We start from the raw sequence: 17,488 nt of genomic DNA, 5'->3' as shown, positions 1-17,488 counted from the left end.
GATATGCCTAAATTCATAACTTTTTTATAAATCAATCTTGCAGAAAACATCCGATAATTCATAGAAATATATTACCTTTGCATAAAGTAAACTATCAATATGAAAAGAAAAATCTATATCCTTTCCTGTATGTTTGTGGCAGCAGTTGCATCTTTTGCGCAGAAGGCGGCGGTGATCAACGGCGTGCCATGGTATGACCGGCGCGACAGCACGGTGAACGCACATGGCGTGAACATCATCTATGACAATGGGCGTTACTACATGTTCGGAGAGAGCAAAACCGACAGTGCCAATGTCTTCAACGGCTTCAGCTGCTATTCGTCAGACAACCTTACGGACTGGCAGTTTGAACGTATCGCCCTGCCTATGCAGAAGGACGGACGGCTTGGGCCTATGCGCATCGGCGAGCGTCCGAAGGTGTTGCGCTGCCCGACGACAGGGGAGTTTGTGATGATAGCGCATTCTGACGACAGGCGGTACAAAGACCCGTGCGTGGTCTATGCCACAAGTCCCACCGTGAACGGCGAATACACGTACCGCGGGCCATTGCTCTACAAAGGCAATCCGATAAGGCGTTGGGACATCGGTTCGTTTGCGGATGACGACGGCAGAGCCTATCTTCTTGTGCACCACGGCAGCATCTACCGTTTCAGCGAGGATTTCCACTCCCTCGACTCGTGCATCATAAGCGGACAGAAGGGTGTGGGCGAATCGCCTGCCATGATGAAGAAGGACGGCATCTACTATTGGTTGTCGTCTCACACCACCAGTTGGGAGCGCAATGACAACATGTATTTCACCGCCACCAGCCTGTCAGGCCCTTGGACTTATCGTGGAGAATTCTGTCCGAAAGGCTCTCTCACCTACAACTCCCAATGCTCCTTTGTGCTTCCTGTAAAGCAAAATGGCTCAACGAGTTACATGTATATGGGCGACAGGTGGTCTTTCCCACGTCAGCGGTCTGCTGCCACTCAGGTGTGGCTGCCTATCCAAGCAAAGGACGGACGGTTGTCCATTCCGGAATACAAAGAGGTGTGGAATCCTTTCACCGGTCAGGCTGTGGAGCTTGCAGGTATAAGGAAACCGTTGGATTGGCAGTCCTGCGAGCAGGGCGCGGTGAAAGTTTTGTCCCTCAAACTAAAGAAAAACAACCGTATAATCGTAAAAGGCCGCACGGCAAATGACGGCGGATACGCATTGGTGAGGATAGTTGACAACAAAGGGAATGAACGCCACAGGCAGCTGATAGACTTTTACAGCAAGGTGCCGGCTGACGGTATCCGCTATGTCAGTCCTCGTCTGCCGAAAGGCGCGTACCGTCTGGAGATAGAGGTAACAGGCTTGAAATCAAACTGGAGCGACAAGAAAGGCAATGTCTATGGCACTACCGGCACTTATGTGCGCATAGATGCGGTGGAGGTGTATTGACAGAGGAAGAACTGCCGGAGGTATTGGTGGCAAAACGAAAGGTAACACTTGGCACGGTCAAGTGTTACCTTTTACTATGTCAAAGGTAACCTTTTGCAATGCAAAGTGTTACCTTTTGTTTTGTTGCTGTTAATACGTTGAGATACAACATGATACGTTATGATATACCATGTTGCGTGTGATAAGGCTAAAGATGTATCGTGAAGTGAGTGAGTCCGTCCTGTTGGTCGGTGTGGAGGGAGAAGCGGAAATGATGTTTGCGCAGCACATCGCGCACGAAAATCAGTCCTATGCCTTGTCCGTCGGGCTTTGTGGAGAAGAACGGAGAGAAGAGTTTCTGTTCCACTTCGGGACTTATGCCGTGGCCGTTGTCAGTGATTTCGAGGGTGCGCCCTTCAAGACTGATTGTTATTGTGCCGTCCTGTCCGATGCTCTCCGCCGAGTTTTTCACGATGTTGGTGAGCACTTGCTCAAACAAAGACTCGTCGATAGGGGCGGTGATGTTGTCATAACCAAGACGGAAAACAAGGCGTATGTTGCGCGGAGAGCATAGCGACTCAAGGAATTTGCTGCGGCTCAGGATGAACGAGCGTATCTCCGTGTCTTTGGTTACAGCCTCCGGAATCTTCACCACATCGGCGAAGCGTGTGATGAAACGGCTCATGGAGTGGCAGCGGTCGACGCACACCGCCATGAGCTCTTTCTCCTCCTCGTTGCTTAGCTCCTGCAGTGTGTCGAGTATTGAGCCCACGCCCGCCATGGTGTTGTTCACCTCGTGGGCAATCATGCGTATGACCTTCTCGTATGCATGCCGTTCGGTGGCCAGTACTTCTTCCGTCAGGCTTTCTATCAGCAGGAACTGCCGGGCAAAGCCACGGTCGGTGAACGACATGCGGAAGCAGCGGTAAGTCTGTGAGTTGCTCAACCTTATTGTCGTTTCCTCGCCACGCCTCATGCCGGTTAGCTCACGTTGCAGTGTGCTTCCTCCCTCTGTCAGCAGGCGTTCCGCAGCAGCGTTGCGCATGGTCTCGTTGCCGTCGTAGTCGTAGACCACCACGCCCATCGGCGAAACCTTTATCAGTTGGGTGAGGAAGAAGTTCTGCTCCTCCAGCTTCAGGTGCTCATTCTTCAGGCTGTCCATCATCTCGTTGAACATCGCCACAAGCCTGTCGGCATGCTTTTCGCCCACGGGCGCAAGACGGCTGCTGAAGTCCTGCTCGTGCAGAAGGTCGATGCCGTTGGCAATGGTGCGCATGGGTTTCCATACTTTGAAATAGTAATAGGTGAGAATAAGTGCGTTGATTGCTGCTATTGTTCCAATGGCATACCACATAGGCTTTGTCTTTTTGTTTTGCTTGGTGTTGCTCGAAGGTGAGTGGTTTTCTCTAAGAGGTCATGGCTCTAAGAACTCAAAGAAGGAAAAGAACGCGCTTCACCTTTGCAAGATGCTTTCCCAAATGAGAATCTGTTAGAAAGTGTGGCTCTGCCACAACCTCTGATGTGCTTTTCTGCAACAGTATGAGCTGTTGATGTGCATATAAGGAAAAATTTCTTTTGTTTCTTTTGGTTCTTAGAGCCATAACCTCGTTGAGCCATGATGACGTTGAGGGACAGGGCTTATTTGCTGATGCCATACTTCTCCATTCGGCGGTAGAGGGCAGGGCGGCTTATGCCGAGGAGCTCCGCAGCCTGTGAGATGTTGCCCTCACATTTCCGCAAGGCAGTCTCTACGGCTTGGCGTTCCATGTCGTGAAGTCCCGTTGACTGTTCCGGCAAAGACGTTAGTGTGATGTCGTCAAGGACACTTTCGCCCACCAGCACCACACGCTCCACAAGGTTCTTCAGCTCACGGATGTTGCCGGGATAGGGCAGGGCGGCAAACCTCTGCATGGTCTCTTCCGGGAATTCTGCCGGCGCTATGCCGTTCCTCTTTGCTGCATCCGCTGCAAAATGCCTGACGAGAAGCGGGATGTCCTCACGCCTTTCGCGCAGCGGTGGGAGGTGGATGGTGATAAGGTTGATGCGGTAGAACAGGTCTTCGCGGAAACTCTTGTCGTTCACCATCTGTGCCAAATCGGCGTTTGTCGCACTCACTATGCGTATGTCCACCTGCCGTGTGCGGCTGTCGCCAAGCGGTTCAAACTGCTGTTCCTGCAAGACTCTCAGCAGTTTCACTTGGCACGAGAGGTCCAGCTCGCCTATCTCGTCAAGGAAAATCGTGCCGCCGTCAGCCATTTCGAAGCGTCCCTTACGGTCGTTTACGGCATCGGTGAACGCCCCTTTCTTGTGTCCGAACATCTCGCTCTCGAACAATGACTGTGACACACCGCCAAGGTTCACTTTCACAAACGGAGAGTCCTTCCGCCGGCTGTTGCGGTGGATAAGTTCCGCAATGAGTTCCTTGCCTGTGCCGCTCTCGCCCGTTATGAGCACGGCGGCGTTGGTCTTGCTTATGCGGCGTGCGGTCTCTATCGCTTCCATGAGCCCGCGGCTCTCACCGATTATGAAGCTGCGGTCAAAGTCCTCTTCCGCATTTTCTTTCTCTTTGCCGGCGGTCATTGCGCTCATTTCCAGCGCAGTCTCTATGCGTTGCATGAGGACAACGTTGTTCCATGGCTTGGTGATGAAGTCGAACGCTCCGGCCTGCATACCCTTCACGGCAAGGTCGATGCTGCCCCACGCCGTCATGAGGATGACCGGCACATGCGGACGGAACAGCTTCACCTGCTTCAGCAGCGTCAGTCCTTCGTCGCCGGAAGTGGCGTAGGAGAAGTTCATGTCCATCATTATCAGTCGCAGATCCCTTTCCCTCACAATCTCCATTGCCTCCTTTGGCGAGGCTGCCGTGATTGTTTGGTGGTGGCTGCGTTTCAGCATAAGGCTCAGTGAGGCGCGTATCGCGCTGTCATCGTCAATTATCAGAATCATACAGCAAAATTAATAAAAATATCCAAGGCACGCAAGGAAATACTATGTTTTTTGGTTATCATCATACTGTGGAAAACCACTGCTGGTGTTCCTCCAAGAGGGGAGTGTCTCGAAGAAAGGAAAGAAACAAAAGAATCCGCTTCGCCTTTTTGTATGCTTTGTATCGGAAAGAATCCGCTTTGTTTTTGCAATATTATCCATACAGCAAAAATATTGCAGAAAGTGTGGCGGAGCCACAGCCCTTATGCTAACCTCCGGCTTCAGCCGTGAGGGTTACAAAGTCGCTCAAACGTTGTGTGGTGGAACCACACTCCTTTATGTATACTCAGATAGTGCGTTATGATAGGCTCGTGCTATCCTATGTCCGACATAAAGGAGTGTGGCGCTGCCACACGTTATGTGTGGACTATCGGAGACCTCACGGCTGAAGCCGGAGGTTACTATGAGGGCTGTGGCTCCGCCACACTTTCTGAGATGTTTTTGTTATTTCTATATGTATGGTTTGCTCATGTTTCGCAAAGGAGGAATTCTTTTGTTTCTTTGTATTCTTCGAGGGTATTTATCTAAGTTGAGAGTTGCTCTAAGAAATAAAAGAAGAAAAAGAATCCGCTTCGCCTTTTTGTGGTCTTGCTCATGTTCCACGAAGGAGAAATTCTTTTGTTTCTTTTAGTTCTTCGAGATACTAAACTCTTTTATTCTTCGAGCGACAACTCATTCTTTGACAATCTTCTCGAAATCGGCATCGATGCCGGTGTTGTGATGCCAATCCCACAGGGTGAGGCTGCGTATCTGATAGAGGTAGTACCAATAGTAGAACATCTCGGTCAGGTGCTTGCGCCGTGCCTCGTCCTTTGTCGTCTGCGAGTCGTTGAGGTCAAGAGTGGAGATTTTGCCAATCATGTAAGTCTCAACGTTTGTGTCGTACCTCTTGCGAGCTATCTCGTCGGCACGGTTGGCGATGTCCAGCTGTTCCTGCTGCTTGTTGAACTGTTCGACAAGGATGAATAGGTTCTGATTGAACTCCATGGTCTCCTTTTTCAGCCGGCTCAGTGTCACCTCCCTGTTGCTCTGCGCCACCTTCACCTTTCCGCGCCGCTTGCCCCAATCAAGCAGCGGCACTTTCACGCCTAACTGCACCACCTGGTTGTCCTTCAGATTGCGGTAAGCATCGCCGGCATCACGGGCAGTGCCGGTGAAACCGACCTGTGCGAAGAGTGTCACCTGGCGCAAGTTGCCGCGCGCCTTTGCCACAGCATAGTCCGCCTCCAACTGCCGGCGGCGTATGTTATGCACGAAAGAGTTGTTCCGCAGCGCCTTCTCCCTTACCTCGCCATAACTCAGCTCTATCGCCTGAAGAGTGTCGGGAACGACAGGCACAATCTGCTCGTTGTCCTCCAGTCCGAGGAACGATTGCAGGCGGAACATCGAACTCTTCCTTGCACTCTCGTAGCCCGTCAGCGAGGAACGCGCGTCAAGCACATTAAGCTCCATTTGCAGAAGGTCGTTCTTACTTATCTGTCCCATCTCCCTCTTAGCCTTCGCCACCTCATAAAGTTTCTCGGCATTGCGCAGGTTCTGTTCAGCGATTCCCACGTTCTCGCCTGCAAGAAGAAGGTTGAAGTAATAGTCTATTGTCTTTATTGTCACATCCTCCGTGGCAGAAATGAACGCCGCCTTCGCCTCCTGATAGCGCACAGGCTCTATGCGGCGGTCCCATTTTATAGAGTTCACACCGAAGACAGGCTGCTGCAGAGTGATAGCCAATGGCAGCGACATGTAGCGGCGGTCCTTTGTCCCGTCAAGCTGCTTCATGAAATCCAGTGAGGTCGCTATGGACAGTTTGCCTCCCGTCAGCCAGATGTTCTGGTCGATGCTCAGTTCGCCCTGCATGTTCAGATAATTGTTGCGCACATAAGTATATGAGCCGTCATCCTGCTGGTAAGCACTGTACGCCTTCCGGTAGTCAGGCAGACTGGCAGAGAAGTTCATCTCCGGCAGAAGGTTCGCCTTGTATGTGCGGTACTCCCAATACGCCGTCTTCAGTTCGTTGAGTGCCACAGAGGCATCAACGCTCTGCTTCCTTGCCAAAGAGATAGCCTCTTCGAGTGACAGACTGCGAGATTGTGCGCCGGCTATGCTCACGCACAGCCAGGCACATGCAATTAATCCTAATGTCCTTTTATTTATAACTATTAATTGCTTCATAATCGTAGAATTGTTTGGTTGTTTTTTATACATTTCCGCATGGTGCAGGAACAAGTGCTTGCTACACTTTCCCGATGTATTACATTGAGATTCCCGATGTGCTACATTGAGGTGCTCAATGTGCCACATAGAGACGCTCGATGTGCTACATTGGGAAAATGCCCCCGGCGAGTCCTTTTTTTCACTTCCTCCTATTCGTCACGCAAAGCCTCGGCAGGGTTGACATCCATCGCCTTGCGTGCCGGGAAATAGATTCCGACGATAATCACCAATGCTATGACAAGGAACGAGATGATTCCGCTGACTGCCACCATCTTCCCTGTGTCTACATACGCTGAAGAATCGGACAGGAGCAGGTCATAGTGGTACAGTGCGAATGTGATTGCCAAGGTAAACGGCACAATGGCAAGCAGTACACACAGTCCTTCACAGACAAGTCGCAGGAACACATCGCCGTTGGTCGCGCCCAAAGCCTTGTGCAATGCTATCTCCGTGCGTCGATACTGTGTGCGGAACCAGAATGTTCCGAAGAGTCCGAGGAAGATGTTGAGCAGGAGGAACACTGCTATCGTTACTGTGTTGCGAAGAGAATTGTAGTCGCTTTGGTGAAAAGCGGTGCGGATGTCCTTAAACGATTTTATGTCTGTAATGTACAGTCCTCCCACGCGGAAGCGCTTCTCCTTGTCCTTGACAAACCTTTCCATGAACCCATTGTCAGCCTCCGGCTTCACGCGGATGCAGAGCTCGGCATCGTTGCCGAACCTCCATTCCGGCTTTCGCAAGAATGAACGGCTGGAGTGCCCACCGTCAAAGTCACTGTAACGGACGGTCTTGAAGACACCGGCAATCTTTGGACGCCATGTGGAATCAAAAGTGCTTATCATTTCCTTGTCCACATATTCCTTTATGTCCTTGCCATATATGTCAAGGAAATTCTCGGAAACAAAAAGCCCGCCGGTGTTGACTTTCTCCGCCAACTGCTCGGGAGTCTCGCCGTTAGCCCCCTCGTAGCGGAACACTTTGATGAAGTCCGGCGTGATTTGCCTGTGGACACTGTTCACTGTCATTGTGTCAATCTTGAACGGATTCCAGTTGTTGCTGCTGTTGTAAGGATGAGAACAGTAGGACAGACTTACCGCCTCGATGCCTTCATAATGGCGCAGGCGCTCGACAAGTTCCTCCACATCGTCGTTCACTTCGCGTTTGCTTTGGTAGTCCTTTGCCTCGGTGCTCTTGCTGTTCACCATTCCCATTGACAGCTTGTAGCAATGATTGGCATCGAATCCCAGCGGACGCAGGTATATATCTAACTTTGTACAGAGCGACATGAACACAAACCATAACAGCAAACTTATTATAAGCAGCTCAATGGCAAGCCATACATTAGAGCGCCATTCGTTGCGCATCTGTGTGAAAAGTTTCTTTGTCATAGTCTTATTTTACTTCCTTTTGTTTAACGCGTTTACAATATTCACCCTTGAAGCCCACAGCGCCGGCAGTCCGCTGCTCAGCAGATTGAGCACGAAGCAGAACACAAGTGCAAGGATTATGGTTGAAGGCTGTATGAGCATTTCCGGATTAACCGTTGGTGCTGTGCCCACGATGCTCCAGTCAGGAGCAAAGATGATGTTTGTCAACAGATACGCGGCGATGATTCCGAGCAGCACTCCGATCGCGCCGCCGATGATGGTCACGATGAGATTCTCGTTGATTACCTGGCTCATCACCTGCCGGCGTGTGCAGCCGAAGGCGCGTCTCACTCCTATCTCACTCACTCTCTGGCGCATGCGGCTCTGCGTCATGCTTGTAAGATTTATGGCAGGGACAATAAGCAATATGGCATAAATAATCCACCTGAACATACGTTCTGCCTCCACATCCGGCTCATTGTTCGCACCCACCTGTATGGAATAGCTTTCCTGATCGTATGGTCTGCCGCGAGAGATTACCTTGCAATTGATTTTGCTCCACCCTTCATTGAAAGTGGCAAGACGCTTCTCATAATCCTGACGGATGGCGTCAAAGTCGTCACGGCTTTTTGCCAGGATTGTTGCAGAAAATATACCGCCGGTTCCATTATTGAACGTACTATTCATTGTTGCATCGTTTGCCTTGTATGGCGCCCACGCCTCAGCATAGGCATTGTCTGCCAAGGTGCTGACATTGCTGACGATGCCCACAACCTTGTAAGGCATGTAATTGATGTTCACCTCACGCCCCACAACGCCTTCAATGGTGTTGAATACTTTGCGGGCTGTGCTTTCAGAGAGGATGACCACCGGTCTGCCGTTGTCAAAGTCAGCGAAAGCCGCCTGCCCTGCAAGGAACCGGAAGTCAAAGACTTTGAAATAGTCGCCGTCAGTCTCACGGACATTCACCTTGATGTTCGGCTGTCCGGCAACGCCGATAGCCATGGCTTCAGTGCAGTGTGTATAGATTGTCACCGCCTCCGGTATGTCCATCGGCTTGAAAAGTTGCTTAAGCATGTCCTCAGTGCAAGGATGATTGCTCTCACTGTTCTCCATGTCAGTGTGCAGGATAGAGCAGAATGGATAGTGCAGCATCCTGTCGCGGTTGCTCTCCGGTGCGAATGGCGCCACCTTGACCTGTTGCATCATCACGACAATCATGATGAGCATGATGCTCAGTGCCGTGCCTATGATGGTCACCGCAGAGATGACAGGCTGCTGGCGCAGTTGGTTTATGGTTTGTTTTATAAGTTGCTTCATTGCTGTTCCTTGTTTGTTGTGATGTGTGTGTTTACTGCACCTGACGGCCGTCAAAGAACCTTATGGTGCGGTCGGTCTGCTCTGCCTGCTGCTCATTGTGGGTCACCATGATGATGGTGCGTCCGTCCTCCTTGTTGAGCTGGTGGAGCAGCTGCATCACCTCCGCACCCATTTTGGAGTCAAGGTTGCCTGTCGGCTCATCGGCAAGGATAATCTCAGGGTTTCCGACGATGGCGCGTGCTATCGCCACACGCTGGCACTGTCCGCCTGAAAGCTGGCTCGGCATGTGGTGGATGCGGTGGGTCATGCCCACACGCTCCAGGACTTTGCGTGCCAAAGTCTCACGTTCGGATGCAGAGACATTGCGGTAGAGCAGTGGCAGCTGCACATTGTCAATCACGTTAAGCGACTGAATGAGGTGGAAAGACTGGAACACGAAGCCCAATGTCTTGTTACGGAACTGTGCCAGTTGCTTGTCGGACATTCCTGCAATGTTGGTTCCGTTAATGGTTATGGTTCCCGATGTAGGAGTGTCAAGCAGTCCCATGATGTTAAGCAATGTGGACTTGCCGCAGCCGGAAGGTCCCATGATGCTGAGAAACTCGCCTTTCTCAATCTCTATGTTAACGTTCTCCAATGCCTGAGTCTCGATTTCGTCTGTGCGGTAGATTTTGTTTACACGCTCTAATTTGATGATTTCCATAATTGTATTTGTTTTGTTTGATTTGTTATTTGCTGTTTTATTCATCCTTCAACACATCAGCCGGCTGCATTCGGGCGGCAAGAGTTGCGGGGATATATGTGCCAAGCAATGATATGCCAAGCAGCACAACATAGGTTATTGTCGTGACCAATGCGAAATGACTTCCGAACCTGTTTTGCGGGTAGTCCGTACTGAGCTGTCCGTTCTCAATCAACTTTTCATCAATCATATAGAACCCATTGGCATCAGCATAAAGATACATGACAGGGACAATCAACACGAATGCTATCGTGGTAAGTATGGCAGCCTCCAGCAAGCAACGGTTTGTTATGTTCCTTTTCGATGCTCCTATGCTGCGCATCAGCCCTATTTCGGCACGACGGGCGTTGCAACGCATCCAGAATGTGCCCAGCATGCCAAGGAAAATGCTTAACAGTGCGAAACCGATAAGTACGGATTGCAGTCGCATTTTATTGATATGGCCGCTGAATTTGTTCCTTAGCTGAATATTCTCATCAACATCATACAAGCCGCTACAGCTGAACACTTCCGTTTTCATCTTTGGCATGACATCCTTCTCAAAGCGTCGTTTGAACTCCTTGCTGTCAACACCTTCCTTCAGCCGGAAGCCCAACTCATACATATATCTGTTGTGGTCAACCTCCTGAGTCACCTCGATTTCTGTAGGATAAGGCTGCGAAAACGATGAGTATTTTATGTCCTTCACAACGCCGCACACTTCAACTTGCTTCTTGTTGCCATGGTAATAGCTTCTGCCAACGACATTTGTCTTGCCAAAAAAGAGTTTGGCTGCGCTCTCCGAAATCACAACCTTTCCTCCTGCATTCTTAGGAAGCACAAAAGGTTTCCCGCTGACAGCATCGGTCATGCCATAGAGTTGGCATAAATCCCCATAATTGGCAGGAAAGGAGAATGACTGGCCGTGGACATATTTTGATGTTCTGTCCTCCTTGTCTTTTGCTATGTCTGTCGTGTCACTAAACATTTGTGCGCCGTTCCACATTCTGCCACAAATCTCACTACTTTCATCCATCACACAGAAATCCTCTATCTCAGGCAGCTCCTTTACTGTGTTCAGTTCATGGTGAAACATATCAACTATCTTTTTGTATTCAATGTCTTGCGGGATATTCTCTGCCATATCCAATCTCACATAGTAGACCCTGTCCAAATTCATGCCCGTAGGTATCGCCCGGTTTGACACGATGACAAACAGAGGGTCAATGGTTATCCAAAGGAAGCAGCTGACAATGAGCAGTTCGAGGAATATCCAACTGTTCAGTTTTCTCTGGTTCCATATTTGGTGAAATAATAGTTTCATAACGCCTTATCCTTATCAGTTTCTTTATTTTTCATTTCCAAGAATGCTCTCTATGATTGTCTTCCGCAACGCTATCCATGCCGGAATCAGTGCACTTGCAGTGTTGAGCACAAGGCAGACCGACACTGTCGCAACAAGCACCCATGGGTTGAACAGCATGTCGGGAGTTACCATCGTTTCTACTCCGGAATAAGTCCAAACAGAGAATTTGCCGTCAAATAGGATCAGCACCCATTCGCTACATGTATAGACAATTATAAGACTCAGCACCAATCCTGCCACACTGCCGGCCGCAGTGAGCAGAAAATTCTCATTCAGCACTTGGAAAAGCAACTGCCGATTGCTCGCTCCGTACGCCTTTCGTATGCCAAGCTCGGGCAGACGGCTGTTCATCCGGCTGCTGATCATGCCACTAAGGTTGAGCGAAGGGATAATAAGGACAGTCAAAAGTATGTAAAGGAAGCCGCGAATAATGCCGTTGACATCAACATCTTTGGTGTAGTCTGTACGTAAAACACTTTTTGCAAACGTGTCAGGCTGTCCCATTAACGAGTATTCATCTTTCTTGTCAGCCTTGTTGATACGTGCCAGCATGCTCTCCGCCTCCTGTTGTATGAGCGGAATGTTTCTCTTTTTGTCACAAAGAAGGTAGGTCTTGCAGCCACCTAAATGATTGCTCTCCCAAAACTTAGGGATGGTAGTGTCACTTTCTTGCATAGGAATCCATATCTGCGAGTAGCATGATGTGGCAGCCAGAGAGCAGTCGTCAACGACTCCGACGACTTTCACTTGGACAGAGTCACGCACTGTGAGCGTGCGCCCGACAGCATCAGTTGTTGCCCAAAACTCTTGCGCCAAGGAACGGCAGACGACAGCGACTTTCGCATGACTCGCCACATCCTTGCGTGAATAAGGGTGTCCTGCGATGAAATTAAAACCAAAAACGCGCCAAAAGCCTTCATTTGTTGCAGTAACCACGGCATCTGTCTTACGCTCGTCCGATATGGAAACCTCTTGTTTCCCATAATCGGAATTAACGGTAGCGATAGCCTCCACATGAGACAACTTGGCAAGATATTCGTTGGCAAACCTAACGGAATGTCCCATAGGGATGTTGTAATTCTCCGGCTGTCCCTTAGGATAGCGTTTAAGAGGTCCTACGACAAGCATACGGTCGCGGTGCTGTTCAGGATAGATAGGCCCGAACTTCACATAGAAGATTATGAACATCGTCATCGTCATTGCGATGGTCAAGGCTGTTCCGAGGATGTAAATCCCGCTGAACAGCTTGTGCTGCTTGAGTAGGTTGAATGCTTGTCGCATATTGTCTTGTGTTTGGTTGTTATTTCTTCACCTTCAGTTTGTTTTTCCCTTGGTATTCCTTCATGTCGCTGACCACCACACGGTCGCCGGGTTTCAGTCCGCTTATGACCTCGACATAGTCGTAGTTTGAGTCACCTAACTTTACTTTCTGCTTGCGCAACTCGCCGTCGCCGTCGAAGACAAAGAGCTCGTAGTCGCCCTGTCCGATGTAGTAAGAGCCGTTCTTTATGCGCATGACATTGTCCTTCACGGAGTTCATAACGTAGACATCAGTCTTAAGTCCCGCCCTCAGGCGCTTATGGCTCGGGTTGTCAAGGCGCACGGTGAAATTGATTGTGCCGTCCTTTGATGTCGGAGTTATGGATGCGATGGAACCCTCCAGCTTGTCGCTGCCGATGCGCACGATTACTCTTCCGCCGATGCCAAGCTGCTCACTGTATGCGTCGGCTATGCTCGCCTCCACCTTGAAGTGGCTCAGGTCGCTGACCACCGCCACCTTCTCGCCTTGGTTGACCATAGCTCCCACATTATTATTAATGTAGGTCACCACCGCTTTGCGTGGCGAACGGATTTGTGCGTCGGCAAGTGTGCGGCGCATGTTGCCAAGGTTCTTGTCGGAAATGTCACACTCCAGCGACTTCAGTTTTTCATCGGCATGCTTCACACGCTTCTCGTTGCGGAGCTGTTGGCGGAGCTGTTCAAGTTCCAGAAGTGCAGTCTTGTAGGCAAGTTCCGCCTCTCGCACCTTGTCGGTTGTGCCGCTTCCGAGACTGTCAAGGTAACGCTCGTTGCGCACATTGGTGGCAAGTCGGTTTACCTTCATCTCCGAAACCTTCACCTGCATCTCAAGATTGTTGAGCTGTGTGGTGTTGTTCACCTTCAGTTTGCTCATCTCCAGACGCTGCATCTCGCTTTGGTCGGCGGCGTTCTGGTAGTCTGTCTCCGCTTTGTCAAGGTCAAGACGCATGAGCACTGTGCCGACATTGACGCTGTCGCCCTCCTGCATAAGCACCTCAAGGATGCGCGTTGACACTGGCGAATTGATAATCTCGTCGAAGGCTGTTACGCGTCCCGATGCCGTGACGCTCACCTCTATCGTGCCCTTGTCCACATCGCTCACGGCAAGGTCACGCATGTAGACGCTGCTCCTGAATGCCTGCATGATGCAGACAACCGCGATGATTGCCGCCAGAACGACTGCCGCCGCTTTGATGAGGCTCTTCCTTTTCCGCATCAGAATCTCTTTCTTTGGAATTTCTCTGTCCATATTTCTTTTTGTTTTTTATGTTTGTTCGTTTGTTTGTTTTTACGCTGTTTATTATCGCTAAAACCATGCCAAACATGCAAATGCTTGATAATCAATGCCGGTTACCGTGCTCTTGTGTACGGTAATAAATACCTTGTGTCCGAAAGCGGACAGTTGGTTGCTGTGTTTTCAGATAGTTTGTGTCATTGACAGAGAAGGGGTCTCAAACGCAAATAAATCAAAATTCTTCATGAAATATGCATGCCTTTTGATAAGATTATGTAACTTTGTGAGGAATAATAAAAACCATTGACATACGGAAACGGTGAAAAATGCCTATAAACTTTGAATATGGAAAAGAATCACGATGCTCCCATGAAACCATATATTGCAAGAGTCAAGGATTTCAAAATAGACTGTGACTATGTCGCTTGGTTCTCTGACATCAAGCGGCGGTATTACTCTGCACAGATAAAGGCTGCGATAAAAGTCAATATAGAAAAACTCCGGTTTAATTGGAGCATAGGACGCGACTTGGTAGTTCGCAAGGCGGAGGAACATTGGGGTACAGGTGTTGTGGAGCAACTGAGCTTTGACTTGCAGGAGGCATTCCCGAATGACAAGGGATTCAGCAGTCGCAATGTATGGAGGATGAAGCAATGGTATTTGTATTTTTCTACTTTGGAAGCTAAAGACAAACTGTCCCGGCTTGGGGCAGAATTGGGAAATGCTGAAAATGAATTGTTTGTGAGACTGCCCCAAGTTGGGACAGAATTGGAAGATGGTGATTTCCCAAAAGTGCTTGGGTTAGTTCCGTGGCGGCATCAGATAGAAATCATCTCAAAATGCAAGTCATTGGATGAGGCTGTTTTTTATCTGAAAGAGTGCGTCGTGCGTGGTTGGAGTCGCCAAGCTTTGTCAAATTCATTGAAGGCAGGGCTTTACGGAAAGCAAGGAAAGGCACTCACAAACTCTCCAAAGTTTCTGTCGGAGTCTCAAAGCAGGCTTGCACAGGAAATAACAAAGGAAAACTATGACTTCAGTTTCGTGACAGTTCCCGAACATTATCAGGAAGAACAGTTGGAGTCTGCTCTTGAGCAGAACATCACTCGCTTCTTGCTTGAACTCGGTACAGGGTTCGCATTTGTTGGAAGACAGAAGGAACTTGTTGTGAATGGACGCTCTCGTCGCATCGACATGCTGTTCTATCACATAAGTTAGTCCATAAAATTAATTTGCATGATGTGTACCGTTATTTTTGAGGACAAATTGAAAGGTAGGCAACATTGATTTTACATGCTAGCATCAATGTAAGCATATAATTACTTATATTCCTTCTAAAAATAAAACATGTCATCGTTTTATTGTCTAATGAAATTCAAGATTTTGCCCTGTCCTATCTCCAAAACTGGGCATAATAATTCCGTTCATCTGATAGAACTGTACAATAGGTTACGCAATTATTTGAACAGAACACTTTTAATGATCAGATTTTAGCCAGTTTGCTCTTGACAAATTCATACCATGAGCCAAAGCTCTGAAGGTGGTGTGTTTCTTCATATCGCTTGATAATTTCATCGAGGTATGACTTTTTGCAAATTTCGCTGGTAGCACTCTTCTCATATTTGATATTTCGCTCTTTCAGCATCTCCTTGAGATAGCGGAGGTGAAATTGCGCCTTGGTGAATCGCTCCTCATCATATGCTCCCATCTCTTCGGGATTGTTGACCCTAGCATTGTAGTAGCGGAGATATTGAACCATAACATTTCCCGAAGGATTTGTTTTAAAAACCCTGCGATTACCAATGAACCATGTTTCCATACATACCTTTTGTTCGAAAATGACAAGTTGTGCATCAGTCAGCATCACCCCTTCCTGCTGATTGTATTTGTCAATCTGCTGCTCAATATACTCCCTTGATTCATCCTCTGTATCTACACAAACAAGCAGAAAATCGTATTTATGAACGCCAGAAGCATTTATAGCATTTATATCCTTTATGGCACCTGCTACATGTTGGAATACACTAGGCTGACCTTGACCAGAGAAGAGATAATAGGAATCATCCGTCAAATCCTCAGCATGTTCTAGCTGATGCATATTGGGTGCAATAATCGACATCCAAGCCGGGTAAACAGAAAGTTCTGTCTTGTCCCCCTCAACAATAATGTATGCATTCATTTCCTGCCGGTCTTAAATGCTTTGGTCTGAATCAACTGCATAAACGCTTCGTGTTTGGAATGCTCTCCGATTTTGAGTTCTGCAGCAGATTGCACACAGACATCACTATTTTCGCGAGTAACAATCTTCCAACGCTTGAAAGGAATATTATTTATAATGTAAGGATGATGACTGGTCAAGATAATCTGCACATTTTTCTCTGGATCAATAATCTGTTCGGCCAATTGGTCAATACAATTGACCCCCAATCCATTTTCGAACTCATCAATAAGGATAACATCACCATCCTGAGCAAGGACAAGGATGGTGATCTGAGAGATGGTACGGAACATACCGGTGGAAATCTCATCCTGCATAATCCACGAAGAAACACCCTTCTCTTTTATCTTAAGGAGTGGAATCACGGTTCCATCGAAGAACCGTTCCTTTGTGAAATCTATATCCTCAACAAGGGGGAAAATATCCATAAAGATGCGTTTGATTTCCTGAAATTGATGGAAACCATTCTTATGAAGCACAAATAATTTCTCAACAGGCAAGAGGACTCTGCTATCATGTATCGCTATAATATCCTTTAGCTGTTCACGTTTTTGGCTGACATATGGAGATACCCTGATGCCTACATTTGCATTTTCCAGCTTGTAAATCTGCATAAATGCCGATGCGATAGGTTTGATAGCTGATTCCTCTTTGAGCAATACAATAGCACTTTGAGTGACATCAAGTTTTACGGTTTCTTCTCCTTGAAAAAACAATTTGTCTGCATTTCTTGCGATGACGGTTTTAGAATTGCAAATGAGAGATTCTCTTAAAATCTTGTAACCGTTATCGCCTTTCTCGAAAAAGTTGACATCATCCTCAGCAATTGAATCAAACTGTCCGCTCCAAACATAGTTGACAGAATCATGCTCACACGAAATACTCCATTCCACTCCATTATAAGATTCACCTCTTGCGATGCCTGATATATTTAGAATGGCGCGCAGGATTTTTGTTTTACCCACTCCTGACGCTCCAACCAAAAGGGTCAGATAATTAAGACTTAGATTTTTGATATTCCACCCTGTTAGATGGTCAATATATGTGACACTTTTGATTCTCATCGCTATTAAAATTTGATCGATTCATCAGTACTTTACTATTTAGTGGAACGATTATCCAATAAAGAGCCAACCCGCAAGTGTAATTTCGTTTGCAAAGTTACACAAAATATTTGAAAAACTCTACAACCGATGTAGAAAATTTCAGTTTTCCTTTACCTTCGGTTGATTTTGTGCTGTATCATTGCTATTCTTTTGTCTGATATGGTGCTGGTGTCTGTACTCTTTGGAATGCCCAGCCTGATACGTTTATTTATTCTCTATGCATCTTTTCAGCCATGAGGAGTATGAGAAAAAGATAT

Annotated in this window: 13 protein-coding genes; 2 read left to right on the top strand and 11 right to left on the bottom strand. The window is 48.1% G+C overall.

Annotated elements, in window-relative coordinates:
* Positions 1-99: 99 nt before the first annotated feature.
* Entirely contained in the window at positions 100-1,428 is a 1,329-nt protein-coding gene (locus HPS57_RS08725; protein WP_172182220.1) for a family 43 glycosylhydrolase, read from the top strand.
* Between the two features lie 187 nt (positions 1,429-1,615).
* Here HPS57_RS08725 and HPS57_RS08720 read toward each other — a convergent pair whose 3' ends face one another.
* From HPS57_RS08720 to HPS57_RS08680, 9 genes are all read right to left on the bottom strand, one after another.
* Positions 1,616-2,761, bottom strand: a complete 1,146-nt coding sequence (locus HPS57_RS08720) for a sensor histidine kinase (RefSeq protein WP_253946519.1) — start codon at positions 2,759-2,761, stop codon at positions 1,616-1,618.
* 284 nt (positions 2,762-3,045) lie between these two features.
* Complete coding sequence (locus tag HPS57_RS08715; protein ID WP_172182216.1) at positions 3,046-4,356, bottom strand: sigma-54-dependent transcriptional regulator; 1,311 nt, start codon at positions 4,354-4,356, stop codon at positions 3,046-3,048.
* A 711-nt stretch (positions 4,357-5,067) separates the two neighbouring features.
* Positions 5,068-6,561, bottom strand: coding sequence for a TolC family protein (locus HPS57_RS08710; protein ID WP_172182213.1), 1,494 nt, complete (start codon positions 6,559-6,561; stop codon positions 5,068-5,070).
* Between the two features lie 191 nt (positions 6,562-6,752).
* Positions 6,753-7,991, bottom strand: coding sequence for an ABC transporter permease (locus HPS57_RS08705; RefSeq protein WP_172182209.1), 1,239 nt, complete (start codon positions 7,989-7,991; stop codon positions 6,753-6,755).
* Between the two features lie 9 nt (positions 7,992-8,000).
* The gene (locus tag HPS57_RS08700; RefSeq protein ID WP_172182206.1) at positions 8,001-9,290 is read right to left on the bottom strand and encodes an ABC transporter permease; all 1,290 of its coding nucleotides are present in this window, start codon (positions 9,288-9,290) and stop codon (positions 8,001-8,003) included.
* A gap of 31 nt (positions 9,291-9,321) precedes the next feature.
* Complete coding sequence (locus HPS57_RS08695) at positions 9,322-9,993, bottom strand: ABC transporter ATP-binding protein (RefSeq protein WP_216653394.1); 672 nt, start codon at positions 9,991-9,993, stop codon at positions 9,322-9,324.
* Between the two features lie 37 nt (positions 9,994-10,030).
* A complete protein-coding gene (locus HPS57_RS08690; protein ID WP_172182204.1) occupies positions 10,031-11,335 on the bottom strand; it encodes an ABC transporter permease in 1,305 nt (434 codons plus the stop codon).
* Positions 11,336-11,359: 24 nt separating this feature from the next.
* On the bottom strand, positions 11,360-12,658 hold the full coding sequence (locus tag HPS57_RS08685) for an ABC transporter permease (protein ID WP_172182201.1): 1,299 nt from the start codon (positions 12,656-12,658) through the stop codon (positions 11,360-11,362).
* 19 nt (positions 12,659-12,677) lie between these two features.
* A complete protein-coding gene (locus tag HPS57_RS08680; protein WP_172182197.1) occupies positions 12,678-13,925 on the bottom strand; it encodes an efflux RND transporter periplasmic adaptor subunit in 1,248 nt (415 codons plus the stop codon).
* Positions 13,926-14,279: 354 nt separating this feature from the next.
* Between HPS57_RS08680 and HPS57_RS08675 the strand changes: the two genes are divergently transcribed.
* On the top strand, positions 14,280-15,125 hold the full coding sequence (locus tag HPS57_RS08675; RefSeq protein WP_172182193.1) for a PDDEXK nuclease domain-containing protein: 846 nt from the start codon (positions 14,280-14,282) through the stop codon (positions 15,123-15,125).
* 265 nt (positions 15,126-15,390) lie between these two features.
* On the opposite strand, the gene HPS57_RS08670 is transcribed toward HPS57_RS08675, so the two are convergent.
* Together HPS57_RS08670 and HPS57_RS08665 are read right to left on the bottom strand one after the other, a co-directional pair.
* Positions 15,391-16,086, bottom strand: a complete 696-nt coding sequence (locus HPS57_RS08670; protein WP_172182191.1) for a hypothetical protein — start codon at positions 16,084-16,086, stop codon at positions 15,391-15,393.
* The gene (locus HPS57_RS08665) at positions 16,083-17,189 is read right to left on the bottom strand and encodes an AAA family ATPase (RefSeq protein WP_172182189.1); all 1,107 of its coding nucleotides are present in this window, start codon (positions 17,187-17,189) and stop codon (positions 16,083-16,085) included. Before HPS57_RS08665 ends, HPS57_RS08670 begins: the two co-directional genes overlap by 4 nt.
* Positions 17,190-17,488: the final 299 nt, after the last annotated feature.

It is taken from the genome of Palleniella intestinalis (assembly GCF_013166595.1).
GTDB classification, from domain to species: domain Bacteria; phylum Bacteroidota; class Bacteroidia; order Bacteroidales; family Bacteroidaceae; genus Prevotella; species Prevotella intestinalis.
Note: the sequence above shows the minus strand (reverse complement) of the source record. Positions and strands in the feature narration are given on the sequence as shown.